Genomic DNA, 25,826 nt, shown 5'->3' on the forward strand with positions numbered 1-25,826 from the left:
GGGTGATTGCTTACTGCCTTAAATGGAAGAAGCCATCACTGAAAGTGTTCTACTCAGAAGACGATTTTCCAATGACGGCTTAAACGGAATTCGGGTTAATTATCATCATCGTGATGGTGGTTAATATTTTTAGCTGGCTGGAACCACAGTTAATTTTGGAAAAATATGGATTAGAAATTTCGTTGACCGGAAGAATATTATCTAACTTTGATCATGATGCTTTGAGTACATGGAAATTAACCGGGGGAATATTGATTTCGACAATACCACTATTGTCGCTGAGTGGCAGCTTTTGGGCTTTCCATCGATTGTTTGGCAATTACAGAAAAGGTGATTATTTTTCCAAGCGCACCGTTAAATATTTGGAATATGCTGGCTGGGGAGTCATTCTATGGAGTGTCTTGGATATTCTTTGTGAGCCTTTATTAACACTATGGTTAACAATGGGAGCACCAGTCGGTGAACGTTTCTTCTCGTTGAGTTTAACTTCGAGTCATTTTGTCGCTATTTTCATTTCAGTTTGCCTGGCTATCATTTCACGTATTCTTTACCAAGCATGTGATATATACGATGAAAATCAGAGCATAATATAGGAGATACCATGGCAATTCTCATGAATTTGGATGTGATTATGGCGAAACGGAAAGTTAAATCCAAAGAGTTAGCACAGGCTATTGGTATTACTGAACAGAATCTTTCTTTACTAAAGACCGGAAAAATTAAAGGAATTCGGTTTTCTACTCTGAATGCTATTTGTCAATATTTGGAGTGCCAACCTGGGGATATATTGGAATTCAAAGAGGATTAATCAGTTATTGAACTATATTGGGTTATTAATTCAACATAAACAGTGAGGAAAAAGATGAAAAGTTTTTCATATGTTTTGCTTTTGGGTATGTTTTATATTCCGACTTCGTTTGCGGATATATCAGCAACAAATGGTATTCAAAAAAATAGTAACCAAGAAATAACAGTTCAAAAGTCTTCTCATTCGGGAGAGTTGAGAAAGTGCACAGATTTATTACCAGCCGGCCATAAATATACCATTAGCATTATTGGCACATCGGATAAAACAACTCAAAGTGCAGAAGGAAAATTTACTGGGGAGTTTAAAGTGTCTAATGACGTTAAACAAGACGTCAACAAGAAAGCGGCCGAAGAGATCAAACCTTTTGTGCAATGTGTAACAGAGAGGGTTTTATAATTAATATTGGAATTAAAGTGCAAATTCAATGATCTGGGTCAGAATGCCTGTTTGGGATTTAATCGCCTGAACAGGCATTCTGAGTTAAAATGTGATTCATGCTAAAAAATGATAATTTTCGCTAAGAAAGTTTTAATGAAATGTTATGTTTTTTGTAGGCAAGCAGAAAGTCTCCTCCTATAATCAACGCCTATTTTTATTCCTGTGAGATACAGGGTAGATTTGCCCCTCAGTTTGACCTGGGGCATAAAAATTAAAATGAATCATCGCTGAAGGTGCCAAAGAGGTTATCCAATGACAATTGAACGTACTTTTTCCATTATCAAGCCCAATGCAGTGAAGAAAGATGTTATCGGCTCTATCTATGCTCGTTTTGAAAGCGCAGGGTTTAAAATCATCGCGGCCAAAATGCTGCATCTGACTCGTGAACAAGCAGAAGGTTTTTATGCTGAACACAAAGGCCGCCCTTTCTTTGATGGTCTGGTAGAGTTCATGACCTCTGGCCCAATTATGGTACAGGTTCTGGAAGGCGAAAATGCAGTACAGCGTCACCGTGATCTGATGGGTGCAACCAACCCTGACAACGCACTGGCAGGAACGTTGCGCGCAGACTATGCGGACAGCTTTACTGAAAATGCGGTTCATGGCTCAGATTCCATTGAGTCTGCAAACCGTGAAATTGCTTATTTCTTTAGTGATGACGAGATCTTCCCTCGCCACTGAGTCTTCAGTTACTCGTAGCATCTAAACAGTAAAGTTTGTACAATGACGCGCCCCACTGATTTGATTTAGTGGGGCGTTTATTATTTTTATTTCAATGTTCGTTCTCTATTTCTGGAATTTTATAATGACGGGAATTTGAGATTGCCAGAATGGAATGTTCATTGAATTGGCAGTCACCGCATGAAAACTTAGTGCTGAGATGAAATCGGCACAGAGCCGAAAGTGTAACAACGAGGCGATGTAAAAAATGTCCCAACTAAACGAAACCGTACCACCTTCAACCTCCGCCGTATCTGTCACGCCTGAAAAGAAAAACGGTAAAGTCAATCTACTCGACCTTAACCGTAAACAAATGCGTCAATTCTTTGTCGATATGGGAGAAAAACCTTTTCGTGCCGATCAGGTTATGAAATGGATTTACCATTATTGCTATGACGACTTTGAGCAGATGACAGATATCAACAAAGTCCTCAGGGCTAAATTGCAACAAGTTGCTGAAATCAAAGCACCGGAAGTTGCAGAAGAACAACGCTCCTCTGATGGCACCATAAAATGGGCGATTACTGTTGGTGATCAACAGGTTGAAACGGTTTATATCCCGGAAGATGATCGGGCGACACTATGTGTTTCATCTCAAGTGGGATGTGCTCTGGAGTGTAAATTCTGTTCTACGGCTCAGCAGGGTTTTAACCGTAACCTGCGGGTATCTGAAATTATTGGTCAGGTTTGGCGCGCCGCTAAGATCATTGGTTCGCTGAAATCCAGTGGCCGCCGGCCCATCACCAATGTGGTGATGATGGGAATGGGGGAACCATTACTCAATTTGAATAATGTTGTACCCGCAATGGAAATCATGATGGATGATTTCGGTTTTGGCCTGTCAAAACGTCGCGTGACATTATCAACGTCTGGCGTTGTCCCTGCATTGGATAAATTGGGCGATATGATTGATGTTGCATTGGCAATTTCTTTGCACGCACCTACCGATGACATTCGTGATGAAATCGTGCCAATTAACCGAAAATACAACATTGAAGAATTTTTGGCCGGGGTACGTCGTTATCTGACAAAATCCAATGCCAATCAGGGGCGTGTCACGGTGGAATATGTGATGCTTGATCACGTTAATGACAGCGTTGAACAGGCTCACCAGTTGGCGGAATGCCTGAAAGATACGCCAAGTAAGATCAACCTGATCCCTTGGAACCCGTTCCCCGGTGCACCTTATGGCCGCAGTTCCAATAGCCGAATCGATCGTTTTTCCAAAGTTCTGATGGAGTATGGTTTCACAACCATCGTGCGTAAAACGAGAGGAGACGACATTGATGCTGCCTGTGGACAGCTTGCGGGTGATGTCATTGACAGAACAAAACGGACACTGAAAAAACGTCTGGCAGGTGAACCTATTCAGGTAAAAACAGTCTAATTTTCTGTTTAATATCGATTAATGGCTAAAAATCTGGCGAAGTTTGACATATTCTTATAAATGAAAATGGTATGATACGGAAATCAATAATTTGGTCTATAGTTTGTTTTGGCTTGTCAGCGGGGTGCGCAGAACACGCAACGCATCGTGCTTCTCAGGTTGTTGCCATAGATACACGATTACAGCTAGGGAAGGCTTATTTGGTGGAACGGAATTTACCGGCTGCCAAATATCATTTTCAGAAGGTCTTGCTGGCGGAGCCTCGTCATCCAGAGGCACATTTAGGTATGGCATTGCATGAACAATATGCTGGCCGACCTGAAGCCGCCAGCCAGCATTATGGAATAGCCATGCAGCAGACGGCAGGACGTGATACTGTAATACGTCATTATCATGCTTTCCTCTGTGGACAAAAGCGGTTTGAAGAGGCTAAGCAATTGCTCACGGAAAATAGGGAAAGCAACATAAACCGTTACCGCTGTGATAGATAATTTTCTGCGTTCAACGCAGTGCAAGATGATTTCGCGGCACAAATTAGTTTAAATTAATTTGCGTAAATTCTTTAACCCAGAACAGTACCAGTGTCCTTAGCTAATGAAGACTGAAACTTACCCAGAAGAAGCCAATCTGACAACAGGTCAGATTCTGCGTCAGGCTCGTGAAAAACTTGAGCTTTCTCAGCAAACTGTGGCAGATCGCTTGTGTCTTAAACTGTCCACTGTTCGTGATATTGAAGAAGACAATACTCCATCAAATATTACACTAACATTCTTTCGTGGATACATTCGCGCTTATGCGAAACTGGTTCAAGTGCCTGAATCTGAGATCTTGAGCATTTTAGATAAACAAATGCCAGCCAAAACCATGAAAGTTTCTCCAATGCAAAGTTTTTCCTCGAGGAAAAAACGTAAAAAGAGTGATGGTTGGTTAATGAAAATAACATGGGCTATCATCATCCTGCTACTTGGTATGACTGGCCTATGGTGGTGGCAAAACTACAAGGTGCAACAAAAAGAATTGTCTTCAATGGCAGCACAATCCAGCGTCCAAAGTGCCCATGTCCAGGGCGCTGAAAATAGCCCGGCTGCTTCAACCGCAATAGCGGATAATAAAATAGCGGATAACAAGATAGCGAATAATGTATCCGCACCTCTGAAAGAAAATCAATCTGCGGCGGTTTCTCAAGAGAAAGCGTCTCCGGAGCAGGTGAATGGCACAGGAATAAAAAACAGTGCTTCAACCGCTTCCAATACACAAATGTCCATGGCAACAGAGCCAAAAACAGTGCCTAATCCAGCGGCAGCAAATGAGACTTCAGAAAACCCCAGCGTAACGACTAATACAGGCACGGAAAATCCTGTTGTCAGTACATCATCAATTGACGTGAACAATATTAGCGCTATAAGCAGCAATGAGTTGGTCATGGACTTCAACGGGGAATGTTGGTTAGAAATCAAGGATGCTAAAGGTAAGATACTGTTTAGTGGTACGAAAAAGAAAGGTGATAACCTGAAACTTTCCGGCGTATTGCCTTACTCTTTGAACATTGGTGCACCTTCACAGGTTAAGGTTCAGTTCCAGGGGAAACCGGTGGATCTGAATTCCTTTATTAAGAAAGGCGTGACTGCCAAACTGAAGCTGAAATAAACTCATCGACAGAGTTTTGGCAAATTTGTCTTGAAAAGAATTTGGGCGAACATTGAATAAGTATTCATGTTCGCCTGTGTGTATTATTCACCACAGCATAGTTGTAATTTTTATAAACAAAATACAGGGATGTAGGGGAGTAATGTAAAAATGCATAATGAATCACCGATAAAAAGACGTAAATCCACACGTATTTATGTCGGTAATGTGCCCATAGGGGATGACGCACCCATCGCGGTGCAATCAATGACTAACTCACGGACAACTGATATTGAGGCAACAGTCAATCAAATCAAAGCATTAGAAAGAGTTGGTGTTGATATCGTTCGTGTTTCTGTTCCGACCATGGATGCGGCTGAAGCGTTCAAATCCATCAAACAGAAGGTCAATGTTCCCCTTGTTGCTGACATCCATTTCGATTACCGCATTGCATTGAAAGTAGCCGAATATGGTGTGGACTGCTTGCGCATTAATCCCGGCAATATTGGTAACGAGGAACGCATCCGTCAGGTTGTGGATTGTGCTCGTTACAATAACATCCCGATTCGTATCGGGGTCAATGGTGGATCGCTGGAAAAAGATCTACAGGAAAAATATGGCGAACCGACACCGGAAGCGCTGGTTGAATCAGCAATGCGCCATGTGGATATCCTTGATCGCCTTAACTTTGACCAATTCAAAGTGAGTGTCAAAGCCTCTGACGTTTTCTTGGCCGTTGGCGCTTATCGCTTGCTGGCACAGAAAATTGATCAACCCCTACATCTGGGCATCACCGAAGCAGGTGGCGCTCGCGCAGGTGCGGTGAAGTCTTCAATTGGTCTGGGCATTTTATTGTCAGAAGGCATTGGCGACACATTGCGTATCTCTTTGGCCGCAGATCCGGTAGAAGAAGTTAAAGTCGGCTTCGATATATTGAAAGCATTGCGCATTCGTTCAAGAGGCATCAACTTCATTGCCTGCCCGACTTGTTCACGTCAGGAATTTGATGTTATCGGCACTGTTAATGCGCTTGAGCAGCGTCTTGAAGATCTCATTACGCCGATGGATGTTTCTATCATTGGCTGTGTCGTGAATGGCCCGGGAGAAGCAGAAGTTTCAACGCTTGGTGTAACAGGAGCTAAAACGAAAAGCGGCTTTTATGAAGATGGCATTCGTCAGAGAGAGCGTCTTGATAATAAAGATCTGATTGATCAGCTTGAAGCGAAGATCCGGGCTAAAGCTGCGATCCTTGATGCTAATAACCGGATCAGCATTAATCAGCTTGATGAGTAATATGCCTGATGCTGGTTCATGTTATCATGCGCCAGCTCTGCTTTTTATCTTGGTATCTATTGGATAAATGAGCATATAGTGAGAATTTTGTTTGCTGATTGAACCTGACAAGTATTCGCTTTTATAATCGATGCCATTGTATAAATATTAATAAGAGATAAAACGTGACAAAAAATATTCCAGCTATTCGTGGCATGAACGATTGTCTTCCTGCTGAAACGGCCATCTGGCAACGAGTTGAATCTACGGTAAAGCGTGTGCTGTCAGGTTATGGTTTCAGCGAAATTCGGACACCGATTGTAGAGCAGACCCCGTTATTTAAACGTGCGATTGGGGAAGTCACCGATGTTGTCGAAAAAGAAATGTACACTTTTGACGACCGCAATGGAGAAAGCTTGACCCTACGCCCGGAAAATACCGCAGGGTGTGTCCGTGCCGGTATTCAACATGGTCTGCTGTACAATCAGGAACAGCGCTTATGGTATATCGGGCCTATGTTCCGATATGAGCGTCCACAAAAAGGCCGTTACCGCCAATTTCATCAATTGGGTGCTGAAGTTTTTGGTCTGCAAGGGCCGGATATCGATGCTGAACTCATTCTAATGACAGCACGCTGGTGGCGTGAGCTGGGCATTGCTGACCACGTTACGCTCGAATTGAACTCCATTGGTTCACTGGAAGCGCGTGCAGATTATCGTGAAGCACTGGTTGAGTTCCTTGAACAGCATAAAGAAAAGCTGGATGAAGACTGCCAGCGTCGTATGTATACCAACCCTCTGCGTGTATTGGATTCCAAAAATCCTGAAATTCAGCAACTTCTTAATGATGCACCGGAACTGTTTGATTATCTTGATGCCGAATCAAAAGAACATTTTGATGGATTGTGTCAGATACTTGATAACGCGGGTATCAAATATCGCATTAACCAGCGTCTGGTTCGCGGTCTTGATTATTACAATCGTACTGTCTTTGAATGGGTAACCTCTGCATTGGGGGCACAGGGAACTGTCTGTGCGGGTGGGCGTTACGATGGCCTGGTTGAGCAATTAGGTGGAAAAGCAACACCGGCAGTGGGTTTCGCCATGGGCATGGAACGTATGGTTCTGTTAGTGCAGGAAATCAATCCTGACTTCGTTGCCGATTTGACGGTTGCTGATGTTTATCTCTCTTCCTTTGGTGAAGGCAGTCAACAAGCCGCATTGATTCTGGCAGAAAAAATCCGTGATCAACTGCCGGAATTGCGCCTGATGACCAACCACGGTGGAGGTAATTTTAAGAAACAATTGACTCGTGCGGGCAAGCATGGCGCTAAAGTTGCCTTGATCCTCGGAGAAGATGAAATTCAGGCTGGCAACGTAACAGTAAAAGATTTACGTAACGGTGAACAAGAAACGTTGTCACAACAAATGGTCGCGGCACGTTTGAGCGAATTGTTAGGCTAAGGAGAGACTCTGTGCAAGTCTATACCACTGAAACTGAACAAGTTGACGCGATAAAGCGTTTTTTCGTCACCAACGGTAAATACCTTGCTGTTGGTTTAGTTCTGGGCATTGGCGCGTTGGTTGGCTGGCGTTACTGGCAGACTCATCAAACAAACCAATTACATGAAACGGCAGCAAAGTTTGAGAAATTGAACAAATCTCTGGCGTTGGGGTCGAAAGAGGATGTTGCTGCCGCAGATAAATTCGCGAATGAAACAAATAATATCTACGGTGTCATGGCTGATCTGGAACTGGCAAAACATGCTATCGGGAAGAATGACTTGGCTCAGGCTGAGAAAAATTTGCTGGCGGCATCAGGTAAAGCCACAGATGAAGATATGAAAACGTTATCCAACCTTCGTTTGGCCCGGGTTCAATTGGCAGAAGATAAAACGGATGCTGCATTGAAAACGTTAGAATTGGTCAAGGGAAAAGGCTGGTTGGTTGTTGCTGAGGATATCCGTGGAGATATTCTGGCGAAAAAAGGTGATATAGCCGGTGCTCGTGCTGCATATTCCAAAGGGCTTGAATCTGATGGCCCTCAGTCGATGAAAGATTTCATTAAAATTAAACTTAATAATTTATCCAACTAAGGGAGTCAACTTCTAATGCAACTGCGAAAAACACTCTTGGTTGGGCTGGTTGCTTCTGTTTTGCTGGCGGGTTGTTCAAGCGAACAGGATACGGTAACAATGTCACCGCTGCCGAAGGTTGAAAATCAATTCAAGCCTCGTATTGTCTGGGATAAATCCGTTGGCAACGGTGTTGGGCACTACTATTCTCACTTGTCACCGGTTTGGCAGGGCTCAACGGTTTATGCTGCTGACCGAAATGGTGTTGTCAAAGCGTTTGATATAGATAGTGGCAAGGAGTTGTGGGCAACGGACTTATCAGAGAAAGCCGGTCTTCTGTCATCTCGTTTGCCAGCACTGCTGTCAGGGGGATTGACTGTTTCCGGTGATCGTCTCTATGTCGGCACAGAAAAAGCAAAAGTCATCGCGTTGGATGCAACAAACGGTAAAGTTGAATGGGATTCAACAGTTGCCGGCGAAGCGTTATCGCGTCCGGTGGTAAGTGATGGTTTTGTCTTGATTCACACTGGCAATGGTATGTTGCAGGCACTGAATGAAGGTGATGGTAGTATCGCCTGGTCAGTTAACATGGATACACCTCCGTTGTCGGTTCGTGGTGAATCCGCTCCTGCCGTGGCCTATGGTGCCGCAGTTGTGGGTGGTGACAATGGGCGTGTCAGTGCTGTTTTGTTGTCTCAAGGGCAATTAATTTGGCAGCAGCGCATTTCTCAGGTGACGGGAGCCACTGAAATCGATCGCCTGAATGACGTTGATATGACTCCGGTCATTTCTAACAATGTTATTTATGCCATTGCTTATAACGGTAACTTAGTTGCAATGGATATGCGTTCGGGTCAGATCATCTGGAAACGTGATCTGGGTTCGGTGAATGATATGGTCGTAACTGATGATAATATTTTCATTGTTGATCAGGATGACCGCATTTTATCCTTGCGTAAGAGCGATGGGGTTACATTGTGGGCGCAAAGTGATCTCTTGCATCGTAACTTGACTGCACCTGAAATGTATAACGGCTATCTGGTTGTTGGAGACAGCGAAGGTTATTTGCATTGGTTGAATATGGCTGATGGCAAATTTGTGGCTCAGAATAAGGTTGATGGTTCAGGTCTATTGAGTCGCCCTGTTGTTGTCAGCGATAAACTGATGGTACAAGCGAAGGACGGGACAGTTTACCTGTATACTCGCTAATTCCAGAACGTGTTTTAACGTTATATGTAACACTATACGAAATAACACGAAACTATACGGCTCCTGTGCTGAAAGTAACAGGGGCCGTTTCGTCTTTTTAGTATCTTGTAGTAGTGAGCAACTAGTAGTGAGCAACATTGGTTGGATCATTTCTAGCAGGATATCGATTTAAATCTAGTCATGAGGCATCAAAAAAATGATACCTGTCGTTGCGCTGGTTGGGCGCCCCAATGTTGGAAAATCCACCTTATTTAACCGATTAACCCGAACCAGAGATGCGCTGGTAGCGGATTTCCCTGGCTTAACCCGTGATCGTAAATATGGACGGGCAGAGGTTGAAGGGCAGGAGTTCATCATCATTGATACGGGAGGTATCGATGGTACGGAAGAAGGCGTAGAAACACATATGGCTACGCAATCTTTGATGGCTATCGAAGAGGCTGATATTGTTCTCTTTATGGTTGATGCCAGATCAGGGTTGATGCCGGCCGATCATGCGATTGCCAAGCACTTGCGCAGTCGTGAAAAAGCAACCTTTTTGGTAGCAAACAAGACTGATGGCATTGATATTGACACTTCCATTGCAGAATTCTACTCATTGGGATTAGGCGATATTTATTCTATTGCCGCTTCCCACGGTCGTGGCGTGACGCAGTTGATTGAACGTGCCCTGCTGCCTTTTTCTGAGAAAGAGGAAACAGAAGAAGTCGAATTAACGGAAGAAGAAGCTAACGCTGCTTATTGGGCAGAGATGGAACAGGCTGAACTTGATGCTTCTGTTGAACAGGAAGAAGAGGAAGCGTTTGATCCTACTGCTTTGCCTCTAAAACTTGCGATTGTTGGTCGTCCAAATGTAGGTAAATCCACATTAACTAACCGTATTCTGGGGGAAGAGCGGGTTGTCGTTTATGATATGCCAGGCACAACCCGTGACAGTATTTATATTCCGATGGAGCGTGATGAGCGCGAATATATCCTGATTGATACTGCGGGTGTTCGTAAACGCGGTAAGATCACAGAAACCGTTGAAAAATTCTCCGTTATTAAAACACTTCAGGCCATTGAAGATGCTAATGTCGTGTTATTGGTGGTAGATGCCCGCGAAGGTATTTCTGATCAGGATCTCTCTTTGCTCGGCTTTATTCTTAATAGCGGTCGCTCGCTGGTTATTGCCGTCAACAAATGGGATGGCATGAGTCAGGAAGATAAAGATCACGTCAAGGATATGCTGGATCTGCGTTTGGGCTTTGTTGATTTTGCCCGTGTTCACTTTATTTCTGCACTGCATGGTAGTGGTGTTGGTAATTTATTTGAGTCAATTCAGGAAGCTTATGAAAGCGCAACCCGCCGTGTGAACACTTCCTTACTGACCCGTATCATGCGCATGGCGGAAGATGATCATCAGCCACCGATGATCCGTGGTCGTAGGGTTAAAATGAAATACGCTCATGCGGGAGGTTATAACCCACCGATTGTTGTGATCCATGGTAATCAGGTAACAGACTTACCCGATTCTTATAAGCGTTATTTGATGAATTACTTCCGTCGCTCTTTAAAAGTGATGGGAACACCTATTCGTATCCAGTTTAAAGAGGGGGCTAACCCTTATGCTGGTAAGAAAAATACATTAACAGCAACCCAGCTTCGTAAGCGTAAACGTTTAATGGAGCATTTGAAAAAACGTTAATTATTGTAAAAATACAATAAATAAAGGGCTGTTTTCAGCCCTTTATTATTAAGGGGTGTGCATTTCCATTCGTAATCATAATCTAAAATAAATTGTTTCTAAGTGTTTTATTCTGAAAAATAAAGATAGCAGTTGTAACTGCTTTCTATATATTTTATAAAAAATATTTTATAGGTAGCAATAAATTTTATAGATAGTAACAAAAGTTTTATTATTGGTGGGAATAAATTATTAATAGAAATAATAGCTAAACTTAGCTGGAATTCTATATGGTAAAGATAATCTATTTATTCCCGATGCTATAATGGAATCCATAAATATGATGAATGTCAAAGCAATCAATTAACTCAGTCATCCGTGGCCATTTGTGATGGCTTTGGTGCTTAGCGTTAAAGAAATATTTCCCGATAGTAAATAATTATTTTATTATTCGGGTAGTGTTTTGTTTTTATGTGGTAATGAATTATCTTCATTGGTATGAGGCTTATTTTCTCTGGGTGAATGTTTCATTAATTGATTTACATGCTCTAAAGTTTTCAATATAAATTCTTTATCATCAGTATCACAATTTTTCGCAATACATTCCAACAAATAAGGAGGAATTATATTTTTCTTGTTTATCTGGTTGCTATTCATAATAATACCCTATTCTATGTGTTTTTCATGTCTGAGTATATTTAGCCTAGTCGTAATATTAGCCAAACTAACCATGTTAGTCACTACTAAAAATGTAAATTTTTGACAGTGTGAGATTAATAAGTAAAATGTTTGAAATGGTGAAGGGAAAAATGAATTTTTATTGATAGGGGTTACGCTTGGAAGATTAATTTTTTGATTCTGAAAGTATCAGGGGAATAAAAAAGTATAATGATCAAGGCCTTCCTTAGCCATTTATTATCACAGATATAGTTAATATCAGAGCAAAGCTCCCACTTGCTTCCATGAATGAGTTACAATATCTGAAATTTTTTTACCAAATAATTTTTCTGCATTGTCGATGGTTAATGTCGCGAAATCATTAAAGCTTGCTTTATGAGATAAGCGTTTGTCCAACAATGTCTCGTACCAAATCTTTCCTGCCTGTTCCCATGAATAGCCGCCTAACTCGATCGCCAATAAATAGAATGCCTTATTGGGAATACCAGAATATTTGTGGACTCCTCCTTGGTCATCTCTAACGGACAGATCTTGATATTGATTCATATGGCCAACTTGGTTGTCTTTTGGATTTGCACTTCCGGGGTTTTTGAATGAACGTAAAGCAATGTTGGGATCATTGTTTGGATTAAGTGCATAACCCAATATCCCTTGACCTATTAACCAATCAGATTCGCTTGCCTGTTGATTTTTTACATACTGCTTCACCATAATACCAAATACATCTGCGATGGATTCATTTAGTGCGCCAGATTGATAGGCATAGTCAAGATTTGCTTCACTTTCAATAACACCATGAGTTAATTCATGTGCAGTAATATCAATACAGGAGGTGAAGCGATTAAAATAGGGGGCATAACCATCACCAAAAACCATTTGGTTATTATCCCAAAAAGCATTCATATAATTTTTCTGGTAATGTACGCTAGCAACTAGCTTGAGGCCCTGGTTATCAATCGAATTGCGGCCAAAAACGTTTTTATAAAACTCATAAGTTTTACCCAGATACTCATAAGCTTCATTGGCTGATATATCGCCGCTCATAGTTGTTATTTCATCTAAAATTAATATTTTTCCTGGATATTGATCATTATATTGAGCATCATAAACTGTTCTATCTAATTTATTATAATTTCCAGGCTGATATTCATGAGTGAGAATATCCAACTCAGCAGAGCTATTCATTAAATTATAAACATGATTTAATGTTTTTAATATATATGCTTTATCACTTTGACCACAAATTTTTACAACGTATTCCAATAGAGAAGGCGGAATTATACCAGTTTTATTTAATTTAATTTGATGGTTGCGCATAATAATACCCCCGCTTTTTAGATATTGTGTTTATTTTAATCCCTAGGAACCTTAATTAAGTATTAATCTAAATAGTGGTATTCGCTACTAATGAGAAAGGTTTTTTTGTACTTAATAATATTAATTTATAAATATAATAAAGGATTATCCTTAATCCTTTATTATTTATTTTAGCGTTATCTTAATGTTACTGATTTTAACCTAGATTGATATTGTATTAATATTGGATTAATCCTTTTCAGGAAGTAAAATACCAACCTGTTTCCAACAATTACTAACAATGTCTGAAATTTCCTTATCAAATAATTTTTCAGCATTTTCAATTGTCAGTTTGGCAAAATCCTCAAAATCCGCATCAGGATACAAGCGTTTATCCAGCAAAGTTTGATACCATATTTTGCCTGCTCGCTCCCAGGTATATCCACCTAACTCAGTCGCTACTAAATAAAATGCCTTGTTAGGAATTCCTGAATATATATGAACACCGCCATTGTCTATGGTGAAGGGAAGTTCTTTATATTGATCCATATGAGCAACTTGTCTATCTCCGGAAAAAGCTTTTCCTGGATGAATAAAGCTGCGTAAGGCAACATCAGGCTTATTTTCTGGATTAAACCTAGGCCCCAACAAACCTTGCCCTAATAACCAATCAGACTCATTTGTCTTTTGATTTTTTACATATTGCTTCACCATAATACCAAACACATCTGCGATGGATTCATTTAGTGCACCGGATTGGTAGGCATAATCAAGATCTGCTTCGCTTTCGATCACACCATGAGTAAGCTCATGTGCTATAACATCAATAGCGGAAGTAAAACGATTAAAGTATTTTCCATCTCCATCGCCGAATATCATTTGTTTTCTGGACCAAAACGCATTTAAGTAATTTTCACCATAATGCACTGTGGCAACTAGTTTTAGCCCTTTGTTATCGAGCGAGTTGCGGCCAAAAATGTTTTTATAAAACTCATGGGTTTTACCCAGATACTCATAAGCTTCATTGACAGCAACATCTTTGTCTTCAGGCATGCCTTCACTTCGGGACAGTTTTTCTCCGGGGAATTCCTCTTTGTTTTTGGCATCATAAATTGTGCGATTTAATTTATCATCTGATTCTATTTTATCTTCTTGATGAAGGCGTTCCTCTTCAACGGTTGCGTTCATTAAGTGATAAACATGATCTAATGTCTTTGATACATATTGATTAGTACATTCATCGCAATCATTAGATATTTGTTCCAAAACAAATGGAGGAATTAAGCTGTATTTGTTGATTTGATTATTGCTCATGGTAAACCCCTCTATTTTTATTAGATGTTGTTTTTGCTTTTCGGGCCCGGATTGCATACTAACTGTAATTAGAGAGTGAGTCATTAGGGGAAATATTGATTTTTTATGGCAGGGTATTGCTAATGAAAAACCATGAACAATTTTATTAATGCTCTGATAATTATCCGATCTATTTAATAGACGATTTCGGAAGTGAAAATATAAAACAGGAATACAGAGGTGATCCTATATTCCTGTTCTTAATTGTTAAACCCAATCTTTTTTTATCAGAAATGAATTATATAATTCAGATTCTGGAGAATTAGGTTCCGGAGTATAACCATATTCCCAACGTACCAACGGCGGCATAGACATTAATATTGATTCAGTTCTTCCACCGCTTTGCAGGCCAAAGAGAGTTCCTCTATCCCAAACTAAATTGAATTCAACATAGCGGCTTCGACGATATAACTGAAATTGTCTTTCACGATCACCCCAAGCCATATTTTTTCTTCGTTCTACAATCGGTAAATAAGCAGGTAAGAACCCGTTGCCGACAGATTGTGTAAAATTAAAACAAGTATCAAAATCAGGTGTATTTAAATCATCGTAAAACAAGCCGCCAATGCCACGCGGTTCATTTCGATGTTTTATAAAAAAGTAATCATCACACCATTCTTTATATTTTGGATAAATATCATCACCAAACGGTTGGCATAAAGTCTTGGCAACGCTATGCCAGTGGATAACATCTTCTTTGAAACCATAATAAGGGGTGAGATCAAACCCACCGCCAAACCACCATAGAGGCGTTTCTCCTTCTTTTTCTGCAATAAAAAAGCGCACATTCGCATGGCTGGTTGGGATATAGGGATTTAGCGGATGGATAACAAGGGAAACTCCCATGGCTTGATAGCTGCGACCGGCTAATTCTGGACGATGAGCTGTGGCAGAGGCCGGCATTGATTTTCCCATGACATGTGAAAAATTTACGCCGGCTTGTTCAAAAATACCGCCAGCGGTTAACACACGACTGCGTCCACCGCCACCTTCTTCCCGTTGCCAGCAGTCTTCTATGAATGTTGAGTGACCATCAATTTGCTCCAGTTGCTTACAGATTTGATCCTGTAATGAGAGGAAAAAATCTTTAACTTGAGATATATTAGGTATATTCATGATTTAAACATAACCATTTGATATTTAATAAATAATTCTCATTTTTCAACGAGATTGTTTTTGTTTGTTTATATAAATATTTATACATAGAATGCTGAACGAACCTATAAACAAAGCATAAGATAAGAACAATGTGAAAGAAAAGAAAGAATAAGAGTGTATTTGGGATCAATAAAAAGAGGTCAGTATGCTGAATGCTCCGACCTTATGAAGAAGGTGTGGTGCATTTCGTCAAAAGCTATTGAGGTGGTAATTACGAATGTTACTGCTAGTGAGAAGATACCCCGTTACGGCTATCTTCCCGATGATTTTCAAATTGTGGATTGGCTATTTTTACGACTTATTGCGAGCCTTACGCTCAATGAGTTGACCGTTCATATCAAAATAGCGACTAGGCCAGATTTCAGAGGGATGTACTTCAAGGTAATCAGCGATAATCCATTCACCCTTCGGCCAAGGGCGTGACAACGTATTTGCTAATGTAGAAGAACTGAGTCCCGCTTCACGAGAGACAGCCGCTAAGGTTGTACCACGTTTACGTAATGCAGCAATAATATCGGCTTGATGCCAATCATTTCTAACGTTATTCATTCCTGCTACCCCTTCCATTAATTGAGAAAATTGATGGTGGCGATTCAAGCAAGGTTCGCATTACCGGGCTAAGATTCCGGTGAGGCCGAAGCCTCCCCTGCCTGAATCACCATTGAAAGGGTGAACGAGGTCACTGGTAGAAACATCCTACCAGTGTTCTTAGCTCAGGGATGCGAAGCCCTGACCACTGGATTTTGCCAGTGGCGGAGCTACTTTAACTGATTGGTTTATCGGACTCAATAAGCGAATCAGTATAAGCGCTTAACTTTTTGCGTTATATGCTGTCCAGTTGAGATCTGATACCCTTGCGACTGAGTTCAAACAAATATAACAATCGGCTTTGCTTAAAGAATAAAAAGCTTGTCGAATGTCTCAAAGCGTGAAGTGGACGTTATCTCTGGTGTGACTTTTACTGCTTTTTCAGTTGAATGGCGATGTTCCAACACTTTAATTTGAGTCTGTTTAAGACAGTATTTTTGTGTTTCCCGATTTCTTTTTAATTCACGACTAGTTGTTGAGGGATTGTGTTTGAGAGACTTGGCAATCTAACGTTGTGTAAAATCCGCTTTTTTTAAGCTAATAATCTGATATATTTCTGATTTCGGTCTGTTGTTTATAGGTCGTAATGCATGTTCCCTTGGCGAGAAAGATGTCTACTATAGCAACTGACCGCCTTTTTCAGAAATTGCGCTTATCATGTGAATCCAAGCCTTAAATCCAAAGAAAGGAGATATTATGGCTAATTATACTGTTGTGAGTTTTGACATCTCTACCAAAACTAATCCAAAGGGGTTTGATTATATAGAGCTGTCATTGGACCTGCTAAATTCATCTAACAATTCTAAAAAAGTGACCTATGAGCTGCATAATGATACAAGGCATACTTTAACTGACATAAACATTGTATTGCATGACAGTTTAAACCTCGCAATATCAAATCACATAAAAATTGGGATTAGTGAGTTTTTAGAAAGAATGTATATTTTTATTAAACTCCCTGTAATTCAAAGTGACGGAAAAATAACAAAAGAGCAATATCAGTATACCGCTCATAAGATTTAGTTGTGAACGAGGGCTATTCCCAATAGCCCTATAGTTTCAACTTAACCTGATAGATATCTGTGTAAATAATCAGTAACTGTCAGGTCGAGCTTGAGCTAATACACAAAACACTCGCTCCTCGCTCATAACTGAATGTCAGATAGAGCAGTGACTAATCCAAATAACTATATGATATTTAACCTTCCGATCATTTGATTTCATTAACTCTTACCCTGTATAGGCATTAAAAAATCAATTGGTTATCTAAATCCCATCAAAGCTATCCAGTCTCTGCTGTTGCCTTTCACTCAGGCTAAACGCAAACTCGTCATGCTCTGCCTGCCATGTGCCAAAACTCATCAAAAACGCAATAGCCGGGTCGATTTTGTTCGCAGACTTCTTTTTGTTCGGTTTGATATTGGCGTTCGCGTCGGTTTCCATCACCACATTGGACATCGCCCACGCGAGCACCGGATCGCCGTGGTGACGAATCACCTTGCGATTCACGAACACTTCGGCAGATTTAGCCACCGGGCTAAAGCGCATATAGGTTTGCGGGAAGGGTTCAACGTCCAAGCCTGCGCCCTGTAATTGGGTGCGTAGGTGGGTGGCGTTCCATGTGTCAAAACCTACCAGCCTGATATCAAAGTGCTGGCTGTCTTTGAGAATGTCATCACGGATACGGTCATAATCAATGCAGTCGCCTTGTGTGGTACGTATCCAGCCCGATTGTGCCCATTGACGATATACCGCCCGATTCTTATTGGCGGGGTTCTGTAACTGGGCTTCGGGCAGGTAATGGCGGGTCAGCAATAACAGTTCATTGTCTACGGGGAATGTGTAACAAAGGCTGGTGATATCGCCCGTTGAGGATAAATCCAGTCCGGCGTAACACTCCAGCCCTTTGAGGTCGTTTTCATCGTATTCTGTCTGGCAGGCTTTCCATGCGCCGTCACCCATCCACGGCGTTTCACCCTGGCACCAGATATTAAAGCGTTTGGTGAGCATTTCCGTCCATTGCGAGGGAATGCCACGGGCTTTCTGGATAGTGTCATGCAAGGCATTAGCGTCTACCGATATATTCAGGTTCGGATTGGCCTTTATCCAAAGGCTTTCATCATCAATCTCGTGCTCGTCGTCCAGTTCGTAGATCAGGGCAAACAGGGATTCATTTTGCTCTTCCCCGTCCAGTATCTGGCAGCAATAATCGTAGTGCTGTTTACAGGCGGAGATCACGTTACTGCCCGCCGTGGTAATGGCAAACAGGAGTCCTTCGGGACGGGCACCCATGCCTAACTCAAGGGCAGAGTAGACGGCGTTATCAGGGTGCAAATGGTACTCATCGACAATCGCCAGACTGGGATTGGTGCCCTCAATGGTGGCGGCTTTGGCGGCCAGTGGCTTTAACAGGCTGTTACTCTTTGGATAGGTCACTTTGTGTTGCTGGATAGCGACCCGTTTCTTGAACGGCTTGGATAGCAGGCACATCTGACGGGCATCATCAAACACAATGCGCGCCTGATCCCGACTCACGGCGGCGGTGTAGATATCCTGCTGGCCTGACTCCATCACGAGGAACCAGTTAGCCAGTATTGCGGCCACGGTGGACTTGGCATTTTTGCGCGGCACCTGAATGTACGCACTGCGGTATTTTCGGCGTCCGGTTGCTTTGACTTTAAAACCGAACAAGTTGGCAAAGGCGAACTGCTGCCACGGCTCCAGAATAATCGGTTTGCCCCGCAAATGGCCTTTGACGTGCGGACAGTAGCGAGAGAACGCAATAAAACGATCTACCACCTCCGAATCAAACACATAAAGTGGGTTATTCAGGTCATTAAGATAACGTTTTACCGCCTGTTTTACCCATTTACAGGCCGGAATTGTGCCGTTCTCAATATCAAAAGCGTATTGCTCCCATGCGTTCATAGCCGGTCTAACTCGTCCTCTTCCTCAGTCTCCACTGGATTTTTACGCCGTGATACCGGATCAAAACCCAGCAGCGAGGACATTTTTATCATGATTTTTTCGGCGTCCGCTTTGGCGCTCAGTGACGGATTGCGGCTTTCACTGCCTTGGCTGTTAACAATGCTAAAGCCCCTGATATCAAGGTCTGCCACCGCTTTTCGGTAAATCGCGTAATTGACGCAGTACAGTTCTAAATTGTTCCAGTCGGCGGCGGTCAGATCTTCCCGCTCGCTTAAGGTTTTTGCCTTGGCTTTCCACTGGCTGGCAGCAATCTCATTCAGATACGTCGGGGGTTTGGGTGCTCTTGCCATAATATTCTGTTTTCCTTGTGATTTTATTTTCAAAAAAAGTGCCGTGCATAAAAATTGGAGGAGGCGGCGGTTCCTTTTAGCAGGGTATTTGTCATTTTTGATACCCCCACCCCTCTATTTCATTGGGTTATTATTCCGCAACTCACCAACCTTGCCGCTTCTGCTTCTTGCTTCCGATACTCACCGTTCTTGCGCTTCTGTTTGGTGATCGGGTCTGCCTGTACGGTCTTACGGTTATGGCAGGCGTGGCATAAAGATTGATGGTTGGATTCAGGCCAGAACAACACATCACTATCACCCTCTATCGGGATAATGTGATCGACGATGGTTGCGGGTGTGTAGATATTGGCTTTCAGGCAAATCACACATAAGGGGTTCGCCTTGAGATACATCAGTCTGTACTTGCCCCATCGGTTACTGTAGCCACGCTCGGTACGGGTGCCCCTTTGTTTATCCTGCTGTCGGCTGATTTCTCGTCTGTGCTGCTCACAGCGTCCTGACTTCACCCGCTGGTTACAACCCGGATAATGACAGCGTCTTAACGGTTGCCACGGCATCTAATACACTCCGGCATCACGGTAGACAGACCACAATGATTTAATGGTGAACGGGATTTCTTTCAGTTCCTTATCTGCGACCATTGCCCGGTTCTCATACAGCAAGCCGATATAGAGCAGACAACCGACTTTGATCGCAGGACTGAATACCAAGCCCTCAGCAAAGCGCTTGCCAATATGTTGCTGGCAGACTTCCAATGCCGCATCAGCATAACCTTGAAGCAGGGCATCCTCTAAATCATTGCCCTCATCTATCCGGCAATGCTGCTTGATTTCACTCAGGGGGATTTCAATATCAGGCATATTTCACGCCTCCCTTGCAAAGCAGCTCTAAGTAAGTCCGTTTCGGATCGGGAATAACGGCAACGATGGCAAAAGCCTGACTGTGGGGATTATCACCCTGATAGATAATCCGGTGTGTGGTGGTGATATCGTTCCGATAACGCAACCAGATACGTACTGTGGCTTCGGAAAGCATCCGTCCGGAGGCCACCAGTTCCCGACCACCGATAAATCTCACTTCTGCCCAGACGGCGGCAACGTCCACCCAATGCTTAATCATCGTGCCGTATTCACCACGGGTCGGTTCATTCTTTTGAATCATCACCCGATGTCGTAATCTGCCTGCCCTCATGCCTTGCCCTCCGGTTGTTGCTTGATTTCCACCGTTTGCTTCCATGCCTGACTGAACTCATCACCGCCCTCACGGGGGGATAATCCCTCCCGTTCACGGGCTTCATTCGGGCACATCACACCGGATTTAATCGCCGTCTCATAACTCTGGAAGCGTTCTTTCGGATTGGCACGCAGCAGGTCAGCAGTGTCGAACTCCACTTGGTAACGAATGCCCCGTTTTGGGGACGCCAGCAGCAAGGCCGATTTGATTTGCTGCTCAAAGTTAGCCAGCCACGGGCGCATGGTGATGGTCAGAAAAGCACGGGACGCCTCGCTAAAGTTGCTGTAGGTGCTGTTCGAATACTCTTGCAGGAAGATCGGGCTGACGTTGAACATGCGGGCAATATCGTCAATCGTGAAACGGCGGGACGCCAGCCATTCCGCATCCTGATTGCTCATCCCTAATTGCTGGTAGTCCATTCCACCTTCAAGAATGGGCGTTTTCCCCGCATTGCGGGCGCCCTTGTAACGTTCGAGGGCTTCCAGTGCCTTATTGCCCTTGACGCCATCCAGCCAGTCAGTGGACTTAATCACGCCCGCCGCCATCATGCCGTCTTTCATGATGCTGGCACCGTGGCGCTGTTGTGCCAGCCCCAAGCCCAGCGTTTCACGGCAAATGGTGACAGGTGAGCGCCCCAGAAAGCCGTCTTCGGTGGCATAGCGCAGATGCAACACTTCTTCCTGTAGGTAGGTTTTCACCTTGCCGCTGTACGGTTCTGTGATGGTGTAGGCGAAGCGGTGATCGGATAAGCGTTGTGCTACCACCGCTGACGGCGGGTAAGGGTGCAAGGATTGCGGCTGGCCGTCTTTACCCCAGACAATCACGGCATAGGCATTGCCATTCAGCAGGCAATGACGCATCAGGGTGCGCTTGAACTGAAACGGCGTCTGGCAGTCATTCGGGCATTCATTGAGTAAATAATCCACGGGGTGATCACTGAGCCATTCGCGGGATTCTTTACTGTTCTGGTGCTGCACCCGATAGAGGTAACAAGGCATGGTAGCAACGGCTTCACTGATCACCGTGACCGCATTCATCACCGCAGGCAAACCCTCCGCCGTGGACGGGGAAACATGCTCACCTGATTTGGTGTTAGCCATGCCCGCCAGAGAAAGAAACTCATCCATCGTCATGCTACGGGTTTCAGGCGATTTTCGCTTAAAAGGCCACATGGTTACACCTCGGACAGTTGCAGCCAGTAATGACGCAAATCGGCATCACAAGGTTTGGCGGCATTCAGGGAACGTTTGGCAATCTCCACGCTGCTTGTCGGATAGGCCGGAATACTGGTCAGACTGATTTCCCGTAACTCTGCCTCTAAGACGGTTCTGACATAGGGGTCTTGACCCACATCCCATTGATCTTTAATGGCACGAAAGCCGAAACTAACACCTTCAATATCGCCCCGATCAATCATGGTGAGTGCGTCACGTCCTAATTGAGTATCTGGTAATAACAATTCAAAGCGTAAACCCGTATCATCTTCACTCACGGTCAGGGTTTTAGATGACGTTCTACCCAATAGAGAAGCATGTTCGTGTTCCCACAAGAAACGAATATCAGCGTCATTTTTTAAACAGGTTGCAAAGGCGCTTTTATCGAAACGTTCAATAAATTCACCAAACAGCAATTGTGAATTATCCATCCAACGCACGGCATAACCGGTGATCTTTTTCTCATTAAGTGAAAAGTCAGCCGTTCTTAATTCAATATCATTCATTTGAGAGACTCCAAGACAAAAAAGGGGCGCTGTGCCCCTCTCACTTATTTGCTGGCTGCTTTCACTTCCAGCACCTTGATTGCATTGGAGTCCACCAAGCCGCCGCCCAGATATTTATCTGTACAAACCTTATAAAATCCCGGCTCGGTGATATTGTCGGGACGGGTACGGGTGCCTGTTTGATGGTCAACGATGAAGTAGCCGCGTTTGAAGTCACCCAGACCGATCACCCCTTCCGGCATAAATTCAAGATAGTGAACCGGCAAGCCCAGCAACATGTCAGGATCACCCGCCTGTAAACGTTCCCGCCAGATATAATCGCCATTGCCGTTTTTCAGCTTCTGTACTTTGGCGGCGGTCGTGGAGTTCATCACCCACACGGCATTCTTGCGGTATTTGTTCCTGAGCAGGAATTTCAGGTCAATCAGGCTATCGGCTTCAAGGCTGGCGACTTCCAGCTTTTGCAGCGTGCCGAAAGCGCGTACCTTGTCAGCTTGGGGATCACGGGGATAAGACAGGAAGCCTTTCGCTTTCTTGCTGCCATCTCCGCTCACAAGGTCGGTTTCTTCGGTATCGACAAACGTATCTGCAATCTCTGAGGTCAGCCAGCCCAAGATATCCACATCGCTAAAGTCGATGATTTCTTGGGTTGTTTTGGGGTAAGCATAGATAGGAAACAGCTTAATGCTGACTTCTTCCATCTTCGGCGTCGTCGTTTCACTACGCGCCTTGCCTTCTTCCCCGTGGGCGACGGCTGCGCCACCCACCGAAACAAGCTGTTTATATTCGTTGCTGCGAGTGGTCTTGATGGTACAGATCCGGCGCATGACCGATTCATCAGCCAATTGCTGCATGATCTGCTTATTCAGTTCGGGGATAACGGTATAGCCACCGTCTGACGGGACGCCTGTAGACAAGGTGCGGGTTTCTCCGGTCAGAAGATAATGGCGCAGTTCGTCATTGCTGAGTGTGTCACTGGTTGGCTGGGTTTTACCTGCCTGACTGCGTTCTTCATCAGACAGCGCCTCATAACGGGCAATTTCGGTATTCAGGGCGTCGGACTGGCTGCGCAGTGTGTCAAACTGTTTGGCTTCATCTTCGGTCAGTGAGCGCTTTTCAGTTTCGGCTTTGGTGAGCAGCGAGCGCATTTGTTCGGTGAAAGTTGCTTTCTGCTGGCGTAATTCAAGTAATTTCTTCATGGTGTTTTTGCGTTATTTGTTTATTTAAATACTATTTAACACGATGAAAAATAATAAAGAAGCCTCTGGAATTCAGAGGCTAAACAAGAGAAAACATGAAGACAAAATATTTACAAAAAATAATTTTAAATGGCGATTTAACTCGCCATTTTTTATTAATACCTATTTACTCACTTTTATAATGTATATCTTTTCAAAATCATTTGCTCCATTTAGCATTGTCCCGTAAATTGCCCCAGCTACCTTTATTCGTATTTCTCCAGCATGTGTAGGAGTGCCTTGTATTTTTATACGGCTGTAATCCTTTGCTGTTACTGGTTTTACAGGGACAGTATAATCACTAGGACTCCATGTTAAACCCGAGTTTTCAGGTGTTATTTCTGCGCCAAAACTCTTATCTATAACACCAGGTATTCTTATTAATTCATTATATGGTGTACCAATCTTAGCATCTGTTAGATAATTTCCATCAGGATAGATATGAACAGCTTGCTTTGAACAAGCGGAAATAAACAAAAAAGATATAATTAAAATAAATCTACTCATTGCTTATTTTATTGGCTTGAAAACCAACCCTCCAAATGTATGTTTAAGAAAATAATTCAAATTATTACCCCCTTTAACTTGTTGATAAATTTTACCCCAAGAAAACATATTTAAATTAACCATATTGTCATTATTTATCTCATTTGAATTTATTGGTATCCCTTTTGAACTAACTTCGCCTTCCCATACAACCCAATGATTTTTCATTGAAGTGTCACCAGTGATACTATCTAGCATTCCGGCTGATATTAAACTTACAACTCGATATCCTTTTTTTATATATTGATTTAAATTTATTATATCGTTCACATTACTATGTGAGAATACACTTATGTTGTCAAAAACCTTTTCATATCCAGCTTTTTCAAACCACTCTGTTAATTTTTCCCACATGGTAATACCAGCCACTTGATCTGAAATTTCATCGTAGTTCATAATCGTATTTTCTGAATCTCTTAAACTGGCTAATGTCAACCAATCTAATCCTGAAATCCTTTCACCATACTGATTATAAAAAGATCCTTTAGGATGCCGGCAACCATCGCCCGGCTTGATTTCTAATTCACCTATTTTAGTCTTACCATATCGCCATAATTCACGGGCAGCTTGCTCATAAATATCAGGTCTGTCCATCTGCAAACAATAAAAAAATGCTGCTGGTCCACATAAACTAGCCCCATTTTGATCTGGATAAGTTCTTTTAGATAACCTCTCCTGAATTTGTGATTCAATTTTACTTTTCTCAAACGGATCATCTTTATGACCAATTGGATATTCTTTAGCAATAAAAGGTCTTTCCGGCACAGAGATCTTTAACTCAACGGTATTATCTCCGTCGCTGACAGGTTTTGTTTCAATCGTGCTTTCAAAATAACACGCATTCTCCCGTTTTTTATCCGAATAGGCTTTACCTGAGACAAACTCACCCAGTGTATACATCTTCTTAAAAGGGGCTTGCAGTGCCTGAATCGTATTTGAACCATGCTTGCGATAAAGCATGATTTGCATAATATACATCACGGAAAGATCATCATCTGTTTCCTGCGTGACATGCCGTTGAGTTTCATAATTACTCTGTAATTTCGCCTGAAAAACATCGAGCAATATATGATGATTTCCTTTTGCGTCTTTACGATAAATAATGAAGTCATAAAGCAGATTTTCAGGAGGTACATTTGATTCTATTTTTGTGTAAACGGTATACGTTGGCATGGTATTAATCCTTTAAAATATGAAATTCAAGTTTCTTTTTGTCATCAGTGAGATGCCATTGGGTATAACCTTGTTTATCCGTCTTTCCTTCTTTTATCTGACCATCCGGCAGGCAAACCCGATACTTGCGTTCGGTTAAAAGATTACCGTCATCATCCACACAACGATAACGAGCATGATGTTTAGCGGGTTTTACCGGAGTCTCTTCAACCCGCGGCTTCTTCAGTGGCTTAACATTCGAGAATCCAGACAAAAGCGGCCTTTCTTCTTCACGTCCAACTAATTGCGAAATACTGTAACCCGACGTTCCGGCGGCGAGGTGACTGCATGAAATAGATTTGTAATCCAGCATCACCACTTCATGC

General features: G+C 42.8%; 28 protein-coding genes and 2 pseudogenes. 13 read left to right on the forward strand and 17 right to left on the reverse strand.

Going from position 1 to position 25,826, the window contains the following annotated elements:
• The first annotated feature begins 113 nt into the window (after positions 1-113).
• From Xmir_RS19770 to der, 12 genes are all read left to right on the forward strand, one after another.
• The gene (locus Xmir_RS19770; RefSeq protein WP_099115770.1) at positions 114-593 is read left to right on the forward strand and encodes a DUF2975 domain-containing protein; all 480 of its coding nucleotides are present in this window, start codon (positions 114-116) and stop codon (positions 591-593) included.
• Between the two features lie 8 nt (positions 594-601).
• Positions 602-808 carry a helix-turn-helix domain-containing protein gene (locus Xmir_RS19775; protein ID WP_099115771.1) on the forward strand — a complete coding sequence of 69 codons (207 nt, stop codon included), beginning with the start codon at positions 602-604 and terminating at the stop codon, positions 806-808.
• A gap of 54 nt (positions 809-862) precedes the next feature.
• Entirely contained in the window at positions 863-1,204 is a 342-nt protein-coding gene (locus Xmir_RS29630; protein WP_244170993.1) for a hypothetical protein, read from the forward strand.
• Between the two features lie 294 nt (positions 1,205-1,498).
• Complete coding sequence (gene ndk, locus Xmir_RS19785; RefSeq protein WP_047962960.1) at positions 1,499-1,927, forward strand: nucleoside-diphosphate kinase; 429 nt, start codon at positions 1,499-1,501, stop codon at positions 1,925-1,927.
• A gap of 247 nt (positions 1,928-2,174) precedes the next feature.
• Positions 2,175-3,353, forward strand: coding sequence for a dual-specificity RNA methyltransferase RlmN (rlmN, locus tag Xmir_RS19795; protein ID WP_099115772.1), 1,179 nt, complete (start codon positions 2,175-2,177; stop codon positions 3,351-3,353).
• Positions 3,354-3,424: 71 nt separating this feature from the next.
• The gene (locus Xmir_RS19800; protein ID WP_099115773.1) at positions 3,425-3,844 is read left to right on the forward strand and encodes a tetratricopeptide repeat protein; all 420 of its coding nucleotides are present in this window, start codon (positions 3,425-3,427) and stop codon (positions 3,842-3,844) included.
• Between the two features lie 103 nt (positions 3,845-3,947).
• Positions 3,948-5,000: a cytoskeleton protein RodZ gene (gene rodZ / locus Xmir_RS19805; protein ID WP_099115774.1), complete on the forward strand. Its 1,053-nt coding sequence runs from the start codon at positions 3,948-3,950 to the stop codon at positions 4,998-5,000.
• A 150-nt stretch (positions 5,001-5,150) separates the two neighbouring features.
• Entirely contained in the window at positions 5,151-6,272 is a 1,122-nt protein-coding gene (gene ispG / locus Xmir_RS19810) for a flavodoxin-dependent (E)-4-hydroxy-3-methylbut-2-enyl-diphosphate synthase (RefSeq protein ID WP_099115775.1), read from the forward strand.
• 164 nt (positions 6,273-6,436) lie between these two features.
• Positions 6,437-7,714, forward strand: a complete 1,278-nt coding sequence (gene hisS, locus Xmir_RS19815; protein WP_099115776.1) for a histidine--tRNA ligase — start codon at positions 6,437-6,439, stop codon at positions 7,712-7,714.
• An 11-nt stretch (positions 7,715-7,725) separates the two neighbouring features.
• Positions 7,726-8,346: a YfgM family protein gene (locus Xmir_RS19820; RefSeq protein ID WP_099115777.1), complete on the forward strand. Its 621-nt coding sequence runs from the start codon at positions 7,726-7,728 to the stop codon at positions 8,344-8,346.
• Positions 8,347-8,361: 15 nt separating this feature from the next.
• A complete protein-coding gene (gene bamB, locus Xmir_RS19825) occupies positions 8,362-9,534 on the forward strand; it encodes an outer membrane protein assembly factor BamB (protein WP_099115778.1) in 1,173 nt (390 codons plus the stop codon).
• 196 nt (positions 9,535-9,730) lie between these two features.
• Positions 9,731-11,221 carry a ribosome biogenesis GTPase Der gene (der, locus tag Xmir_RS19830; RefSeq protein WP_099115779.1) on the forward strand — a complete coding sequence of 497 codons (1,491 nt, stop codon included), beginning with the start codon at positions 9,731-9,733 and terminating at the stop codon, positions 11,219-11,221.
• A 426-nt stretch (positions 11,222-11,647) separates the two neighbouring features.
• Here the strand turns inward: der and Xmir_RS19835 are convergent, their stop codons facing one another.
• The 6 genes and pseudogenes from Xmir_RS19835 to Xmir_RS29635 form a co-directional block, all read right to left on the reverse strand.
• Complete coding sequence (locus Xmir_RS19835; RefSeq protein ID WP_099115780.1) at positions 11,648-11,857, reverse strand: protealysin propeptide domain-containing protein; 210 nt, start codon at positions 11,855-11,857, stop codon at positions 11,648-11,650.
• Positions 11,858-12,136: 279 nt separating this feature from the next.
• Positions 12,137-13,195 (reverse strand): M4 family metallopeptidase, encoded by a 1,059-nt coding sequence (locus Xmir_RS19840; RefSeq protein WP_099115781.1) that lies wholly within the window; start codon positions 13,193-13,195, stop codon positions 12,137-12,139.
• A gap of 228 nt (positions 13,196-13,423) precedes the next feature.
• Positions 13,424-14,488: a M4 family metallopeptidase gene (locus tag Xmir_RS19845; RefSeq protein ID WP_099115782.1), complete on the reverse strand. Its 1,065-nt coding sequence runs from the start codon at positions 14,486-14,488 to the stop codon at positions 13,424-13,426.
• A 246-nt stretch (positions 14,489-14,734) separates the two neighbouring features.
• Positions 14,735-15,643: an oxygen-dependent coproporphyrinogen oxidase gene (gene hemF / locus Xmir_RS19850; RefSeq protein WP_099115783.1), complete on the reverse strand. Its 909-nt coding sequence runs from the start codon at positions 15,641-15,643 to the stop codon at positions 14,735-14,737.
• 333 nt (positions 15,644-15,976) lie between these two features.
• On the reverse strand, positions 15,977-16,234 hold the full coding sequence (locus tag Xmir_RS19855) for a helix-turn-helix domain-containing protein (RefSeq protein ID WP_099115784.1): 258 nt from the start codon (positions 16,232-16,234) through the stop codon (positions 15,977-15,979).
• A gap of 392 nt (positions 16,235-16,626) precedes the next feature.
• Positions 16,627-16,851, reverse strand: a pseudogene (locus Xmir_RS29635) (helix-turn-helix domain-containing protein); the annotation flags it as partial.
• 118 nt (positions 16,852-16,969) lie between these two features.
• On the opposite strand from Xmir_RS29635, the gene Xmir_RS19860 reads away from it, so the two are divergent.
• On the forward strand, positions 16,970-17,296 hold the full coding sequence (locus Xmir_RS19860) for a hypothetical protein (RefSeq protein WP_099115785.1): 327 nt from the start codon (positions 16,970-16,972) through the stop codon (positions 17,294-17,296).
• A gap of 243 nt (positions 17,297-17,539) precedes the next feature.
• Here Xmir_RS19860 and Xmir_RS19865 read toward each other — a convergent pair whose 3' ends face one another.
• The 11 genes and pseudogenes from Xmir_RS19865 to Xmir_RS29640 all read right to left on the reverse strand — a co-directional run.
• Complete coding sequence (locus tag Xmir_RS19865; protein ID WP_099115786.1) at positions 17,540-19,201, reverse strand: terminase large subunit; 1,662 nt, start codon at positions 19,199-19,201, stop codon at positions 17,540-17,542.
• The gene (locus tag Xmir_RS19870; RefSeq protein ID WP_099115787.1) at positions 19,198-19,551 is read right to left on the reverse strand and encodes a phage terminase small subunit P27 family; all 354 of its coding nucleotides are present in this window, start codon (positions 19,549-19,551) and stop codon (positions 19,198-19,200) included. The genes Xmir_RS19865 and Xmir_RS19870 overlap by 4 nt, the downstream gene beginning before the upstream one ends.
• Positions 19,552-19,670: 119 nt before the next feature.
• Positions 19,671-20,108 carry an HNH endonuclease gene (locus Xmir_RS19875; protein WP_099115788.1) on the reverse strand — a complete coding sequence of 146 codons (438 nt, stop codon included), beginning with the start codon at positions 20,106-20,108 and terminating at the stop codon, positions 19,671-19,673.
• A complete protein-coding gene (locus tag Xmir_RS19880) occupies positions 20,109-20,411 on the reverse strand; it encodes a head-tail connector protein (RefSeq protein WP_099115789.1) in 303 nt (100 codons plus the stop codon). It lies immediately after the preceding gene.
• A complete protein-coding gene (locus Xmir_RS19885; protein WP_099115790.1) occupies positions 20,404-20,742 on the reverse strand; it encodes a phage head closure protein in 339 nt (112 codons plus the stop codon). The genes Xmir_RS19880 and Xmir_RS19885 overlap by 8 nt, the downstream gene beginning before the upstream one ends.
• A complete protein-coding gene (locus Xmir_RS19890; RefSeq protein ID WP_099115791.1) occupies positions 20,739-21,956 on the reverse strand; it encodes a phage portal protein in 1,218 nt (405 codons plus the stop codon). The genes Xmir_RS19885 and Xmir_RS19890 overlap by 4 nt, the downstream gene beginning before the upstream one ends.
• A gap of 2 nt (positions 21,957-21,958) precedes the next feature.
• Positions 21,959-22,504 carry an HK97 family phage prohead protease gene (locus tag Xmir_RS19895; protein ID WP_099115792.1) on the reverse strand — a complete coding sequence of 182 codons (546 nt, stop codon included), beginning with the start codon at positions 22,502-22,504 and terminating at the stop codon, positions 21,959-21,961.
• A 44-nt stretch (positions 22,505-22,548) separates the two neighbouring features.
• Positions 22,549-23,703: a phage major capsid protein gene (locus tag Xmir_RS19900; RefSeq protein WP_099115793.1), complete on the reverse strand. Its 1,155-nt coding sequence runs from the start codon at positions 23,701-23,703 to the stop codon at positions 22,549-22,551.
• Positions 23,704-23,865: 162 nt separating this feature from the next.
• Positions 23,866-24,249 (reverse strand): hypothetical protein, encoded by a 384-nt coding sequence (locus Xmir_RS19905; protein WP_086114235.1) that lies wholly within the window; start codon positions 24,247-24,249, stop codon positions 23,866-23,868.
• A gap of 3 nt (positions 24,250-24,252) precedes the next feature.
• Positions 24,253-25,461 carry a hypothetical protein gene (locus Xmir_RS19910; protein ID WP_099115794.1) on the reverse strand — a complete coding sequence of 403 codons (1,209 nt, stop codon included), beginning with the start codon at positions 25,459-25,461 and terminating at the stop codon, positions 24,253-24,255.
• 4 nt (positions 25,462-25,465) lie between these two features.
• Positions 25,466-25,826 (reverse strand): annotated as a pseudogene (locus tag Xmir_RS29640) (hypothetical protein); the annotation flags it as partial.

It is taken from the genome of Xenorhabdus miraniensis (assembly GCF_002632615.1).

Coding starts and splice junctions, on each gene's coding strand:
- Xmir_RS19770 (WP_099115770.1), top strand. CDS start 114: ATGGTGGTTAATATTTTTAGCTGGCTGGAACCACAGTTAATTTTGGAA.
- Xmir_RS19775 (WP_099115771.1), top strand. CDS start 602: ATGGCAATTCTCATGAATTTGGATGTGATTATGGCGAAACGGAAAGTT.
- Xmir_RS29630 (WP_244170993.1), top strand. CDS start 863: ATGAAAAGTTTTTCATATGTTTTGCTTTTGGGTATGTTTTATATTCCG.
- ndk (WP_047962960.1), top strand. CDS start 1,499: ATGACAATTGAACGTACTTTTTCCATTATCAAGCCCAATGCAGTGAAG.
- rlmN (WP_099115772.1), top strand. CDS start 2,175: ATGTCCCAACTAAACGAAACCGTACCACCTTCAACCTCCGCCGTATCT.
- Xmir_RS19800 (WP_099115773.1), top strand. CDS start 3,425: ATGATACGGAAATCAATAATTTGGTCTATAGTTTGTTTTGGCTTGTCA.
- rodZ (WP_099115774.1), top strand. CDS start 3,948: ATGAAGACTGAAACTTACCCAGAAGAAGCCAATCTGACAACAGGTCAG.
- ispG (WP_099115775.1), top strand. CDS start 5,151: ATGCATAATGAATCACCGATAAAAAGACGTAAATCCACACGTATTTAT.
- bamB (WP_099115778.1), top strand. CDS start 8,362: ATGCAACTGCGAAAAACACTCTTGGTTGGGCTGGTTGCTTCTGTTTTG.
- der (WP_099115779.1), top strand. CDS start 9,731: ATGATACCTGTCGTTGCGCTGGTTGGGCGCCCCAATGTTGGAAAATCC.
- Xmir_RS19835 (WP_099115780.1), bottom strand. CDS start 11,857: ATGAATAGCAACCAGATAAACAAGAAAAATATAATTCCTCCTTATTTG.
- Xmir_RS19840 (WP_099115781.1), bottom strand. CDS start 13,195: ATGCGCAACCATCAAATTAAATTAAATAAAACTGGTATAATTCCGCCT.
- Xmir_RS19845 (WP_099115782.1), bottom strand. CDS start 14,488: ATGAGCAATAATCAAATCAACAAATACAGCTTAATTCCTCCATTTGTT.
- hemF (WP_099115783.1), bottom strand. CDS start 15,643: ATGAATATACCTAATATATCTCAAGTTAAAGATTTTTTCCTCTCATTA.
- Xmir_RS19855 (WP_099115784.1), bottom strand. CDS start 16,234: ATGAATAACGTTAGAAATGATTGGCATCAAGCCGATATTATTGCTGCA.
- Xmir_RS19860 (WP_099115785.1), top strand. CDS start 16,970: ATGGCTAATTATACTGTTGTGAGTTTTGACATCTCTACCAAAACTAAT.
- Xmir_RS19865 (WP_099115786.1), bottom strand. CDS start 19,201: ATGAACGCATGGGAGCAATACGCTTTTGATATTGAGAACGGCACAATT.
- Xmir_RS19870 (WP_099115787.1), bottom strand. CDS start 19,551: ATGGCAAGAGCACCCAAACCCCCGACGTATCTGAATGAGATTGCTGCC.
- Xmir_RS19875 (WP_099115788.1), bottom strand. CDS start 20,108: ATGCCGTGGCAACCGTTAAGACGCTGTCATTATCCGGGTTGTAACCAG.
- Xmir_RS19880 (WP_099115789.1), bottom strand. CDS start 20,411: ATGCCTGATATTGAAATCCCCCTGAGTGAAATCAAGCAGCATTGCCGG.
- Xmir_RS19885 (WP_099115790.1), bottom strand. CDS start 20,742: ATGAGGGCAGGCAGATTACGACATCGGGTGATGATTCAAAAGAATGAA.
- Xmir_RS19890 (WP_099115791.1), bottom strand. CDS start 21,956: ATGTGGCCTTTTAAGCGAAAATCGCCTGAAACCCGTAGCATGACGATG.
- Xmir_RS19895 (WP_099115792.1), bottom strand. CDS start 22,504: ATGAATGATATTGAATTAAGAACGGCTGACTTTTCACTTAATGAGAAA.
- Xmir_RS19900 (WP_099115793.1), bottom strand. CDS start 23,703: ATGAAGAAATTACTTGAATTACGCCAGCAGAAAGCAACTTTCACCGAA.
- Xmir_RS19905 (WP_086114235.1), bottom strand. CDS start 24,249: ATGAGTAGATTTATTTTAATTATATCTTTTTTGTTTATTTCCGCTTGT.
- Xmir_RS19910 (WP_099115794.1), bottom strand. CDS start 25,461: ATGCCAACGTATACCGTTTACACAAAAATAGAATCAAATGTACCTCCT.